The organism is Citrobacter sp. S55_ASV_140, from assembly GCF_018919505.1.
Classification (GTDB): domain Bacteria; phylum Pseudomonadota; class Gammaproteobacteria; order Enterobacterales; family Enterobacteriaceae; genus Citrobacter; species Citrobacter werkmanii.
Genome location: NZ_JAHLQZ010000310.1, coordinates 1 through 3,035 on the forward strand (window position 1 = coordinate 1; position 3,035 = coordinate 3,035).

Annotated in this window: 4 protein-coding genes; 2 read left to right on the top strand and 2 right to left on the bottom strand. The window is 45.9% G+C overall.

The window, feature by feature from the left end; all coding sequences use genetic code 11:
• Both KQJ18_RS22970 and KQJ18_RS22975 read right to left on the bottom strand, forming a co-directional pair.
• Positions 1-251, bottom strand: a 251-nt coding sequence (locus KQJ18_RS22970) for a glycosyltransferase (RefSeq protein WP_216422839.1), incomplete at its 3' end; no start/stop codon positions are given.
• Entirely contained in the window at positions 248-610 is a 363-nt protein-coding gene (locus tag KQJ18_RS22975; RefSeq protein ID WP_038639494.1) for a GtrA family protein, read from the bottom strand. The genes KQJ18_RS22970 and KQJ18_RS22975, both read right to left, overlap by 4 nt.
• Before the next feature lie 271 nt (positions 611-881).
• Here KQJ18_RS22975 and deoD point away from each other — a divergent pair, with 271 nt between their 5' ends.
• Positions 882-1,589: a purine-nucleoside phosphorylase gene (gene deoD / locus KQJ18_RS22985; RefSeq protein WP_087857512.1), complete on the top strand. Its 708-nt coding sequence runs from the start codon at positions 882-884 to the stop codon at positions 1,587-1,589.
• A gap of 38 nt (positions 1,590-1,627) precedes the next feature.
• Positions 1,628-2,782: an MFS transporter TsgA gene (gene tsgA, locus KQJ18_RS22990; RefSeq protein ID WP_038639500.1), complete on the top strand. Its 1,155-nt coding sequence runs from the start codon at positions 1,628-1,630 to the stop codon at positions 2,780-2,782.
• The last annotated feature ends 253 nt before the right edge of the window (positions 2,783-3,035 follow it).

A 3,035-nucleotide genomic window follows, 5' to 3' on the forward strand; every position in this document is an offset into this window, starting at 1 on the left:
GAGGAACGCTCAAGGCCTGCAAAAATTGCTGGTTCTTTTCCAAAGTTGCGCGTAAATGAAATGGGGACGACGAGCTTATCAGATACGGCGAGAGCATTAATGATGGATTCTGTAGCGTCTTTGCTACCGTCGTTGATAAACACGATTTCGACATCATATTTTTTTAGTTCTTCATGCCCACGCACCGTGTTGTAGAAAATAGGTATAGTATCTTCTTCATTGAACACCGGCACAATCAGAGAGATTTTCATTTCGGATCCCTAAAAACAATGAACCTTGAGTATAAGAAGCCACATACCAGGCTGATACAGGAGAACTCTATCAACGTTATGAGAGGGGAAATGTTGTAGTGATCGGATACCTGACCAGAGATAAAGCTCAGTAGCCCCATAAATCCAACAAATAGCACATACCCTCGGCTGGTGGCTTTTGCACTAAATGTAAATTTTGCGTTGGCAAAAAATGAAAATGTCACAGCTATCAAAAACGCCACCACGTTGCTCACGGCCTGGTCATTTTTCATGATGTATACCATGATGCCGAACACCGCCCAATGTAATGCCGTGTTTACAATCCCTACGGAAATGTAGCGTGAAAGTAGCTTTATCATAATTAAGAAAGGTCTAATAGAAAGTGTGCGAGTTTAACATTGATGCAAAACGAGATCGACACCTCGACTTTGACCTTTCGCAGAGGCTTGTTTTGTGATACCTCCGAGCGACTGTGCCGGGGGCGCGGTTTTCCGCTGAGCCACAAGACTGCAACACTAACTCTCAGAAATGAGAGGCCGATCCTCTGAGCAGGACTTTTGTCCTCAATCCCCTGCAAACGTCTGGTTACAATCCCTGCATATTTTCAATACCCATAATTCAGGAATTGTTATGACTGCACATATTAATGCTAAACCGGGTGATTTTGCGCCAACTGTGATTATGCCGGGCGATCCGCTACGCGCGAAATTTATTGCCGAAAACTATTTAATGGATTACCGCGAAGTTACCAATGTGCGCAATATGTTGGGCTATACCGGTCTTTATTTTGGACAACCCGTTTCGGTAATGGGGCACGGAATGGGCATTCCTTCAATGACGCTTTATGCCCATGAACTGGTACATGATTTTGGCGTGCAGAGAATTATTCGCATCGGTAGCATGGGGGCGACACAACATCATGTCAAAATGCGCGATATTATCCTTGCCGTCGCTGCCGGAACGGATTCCGTTACAAATTTAAAACGTAGCGCGGGCTACGCAATGGCGACGTCTGCGCATTTTCCACTATTACAGCAGGCGTGGACGTTGGCACAAAAGGCCGGAATCGATATTAAGGTCGGTAACGTCTTCAGTGGCGATCTTTATTATGACCCTGACGAAAATTTAATTCCGGCACTGGAAAACTTCGGTGTACTGGGGGTGGATATGGAAGTGGCAGGACTCTATGCCCTGGCGCATCAGTTTAGTATTGAAGCACTGGCTATTTTAACCGTATCCGATCATTGCCTGACAGGAGAAGAAACGACGGCAGAAGAACGACAGTTAACCTTTAAAAATATGATTGAGCTGGCGCTAAATACTGCCGTTACGGCTTAGCCCTGACTTCTAATTGAACCAATCAGAGATGGCATTATATGAAGAATAAAATAGCACTTACGCTGATTAGTTTTCTGGCAAATTTTATAATGGCAGGGTTTGCCAGTCAGTTCGGCATGCTGATTGAACCGATTGCAGTACGCTACAGTGCCGATGTAAATACTGTCGCCTCGATATTTTCGTTACTCAATGGCGGAGCATTAGCCGGGACTATCGCCGCCTTTTTCCTGATAGAAAAAATTGGTGTGAAGCGTATGACGCTCATTATCTACTCGATAGTGTTCCTCTGCGCGCTGGCGATGCACGTAAGCCCCGGCTTATGGCCGGTGATGGTCGCCATGGCCTTAGTGGGATTCTGTGGGGGGATTGGCCTGTGCGTGGCGGGAACGATCGTGGTTTCGGTTTGGCAGGATCGCATTCAGAGCACAATGCTGGTGGTACAGGATGCCACCTTTAACGTCGCGGGCGTGGTTTTTCCGCTGATCACTACCTTTGCCCTGACGCATAATATGTCGTGGAGTTATAGCTACCTTAGCGTTGGCATAGTGGCCTTACTCACGCTGGGAGTTGTGATGCTAACCCGCTTCAATGCCTGTGAAACGGCTCCTGAGGCGGATCGCACAGACGCAGTGAAATCAGAGTGGAATCCTGGGATTATTAGCGGCGGTATAGGTCTGTTTTTAGGCATGCTGGCGCTGTACACCTTCCTCACCTGGGCACCGTTATTTGTGAAGAACAAGTTTGGTATTCCGTTTGAAGAGGCCGGGAATATTATTACCCAATACTGGGGGGCTGCGCTGGTGGGGGCGTTAGTCTCTACCGTGATTGTTGCCCGGGTGAAGATCCATTATTTCCTGCTCAGTATTATTCTGCTGGCGTGTGTGATTACCACCATTATCGTTACCAAAGAACAGATCTCTGGGCTTGATTATCTTGCCTACAGTTATGGGTTTGTCTGTGCGGCATTGTATAACTCCTTTATTGCTTATGGTGTTTCTTTTGTGAAGCGCGCGAGTAGTCAGAACGTTTCATATATTTTAATTAGTGGTAGTGCCGGGGCCATGTTTAGTCCGGCGATCAGCGCCCTGATGGAAAAAACGATGGGACTGCAGAAAATTATGTATGCAATACCGGTGTTGTATTTAATTATCTTCGTCATGCTGATGGGGACACTCAAACTCAAACGTAAATAAATACAGTAATAACGCTTACCTCCTTAATTAGATAGCCAGCCGCCACACCCTTTATCGGGTGGGGCGACTCACAACCTTACTCAAAGGAATTGAAAATGCTGAAGAAAAATATATCAATGCTTAAAAAAACAGTTCTGGGTACTGTATTTGCTATCAGCTGCACGCAAGCCCTTGCGGCTGATTATACTGATGGCAATATTCGCAAAAATGATTTTAACTGGATGCAATTGAATTTAATGCAAAGTGTGGATGC

Coding starts and splice junctions, on each gene's coding strand:
- KQJ18_RS22975 (WP_038639494.1), bottom strand. CDS start 610: ATGATAAAGCTACTTTCACGCTACATTTCCGTAGGGATTGTAAACACG.
- deoD (WP_087857512.1), top strand. CDS start 882: ATGACTGCACATATTAATGCTAAACCGGGTGATTTTGCGCCAACTGTG.
- tsgA (WP_038639500.1), top strand. CDS start 1,628: ATGAAGAATAAAATAGCACTTACGCTGATTAGTTTTCTGGCAAATTTT.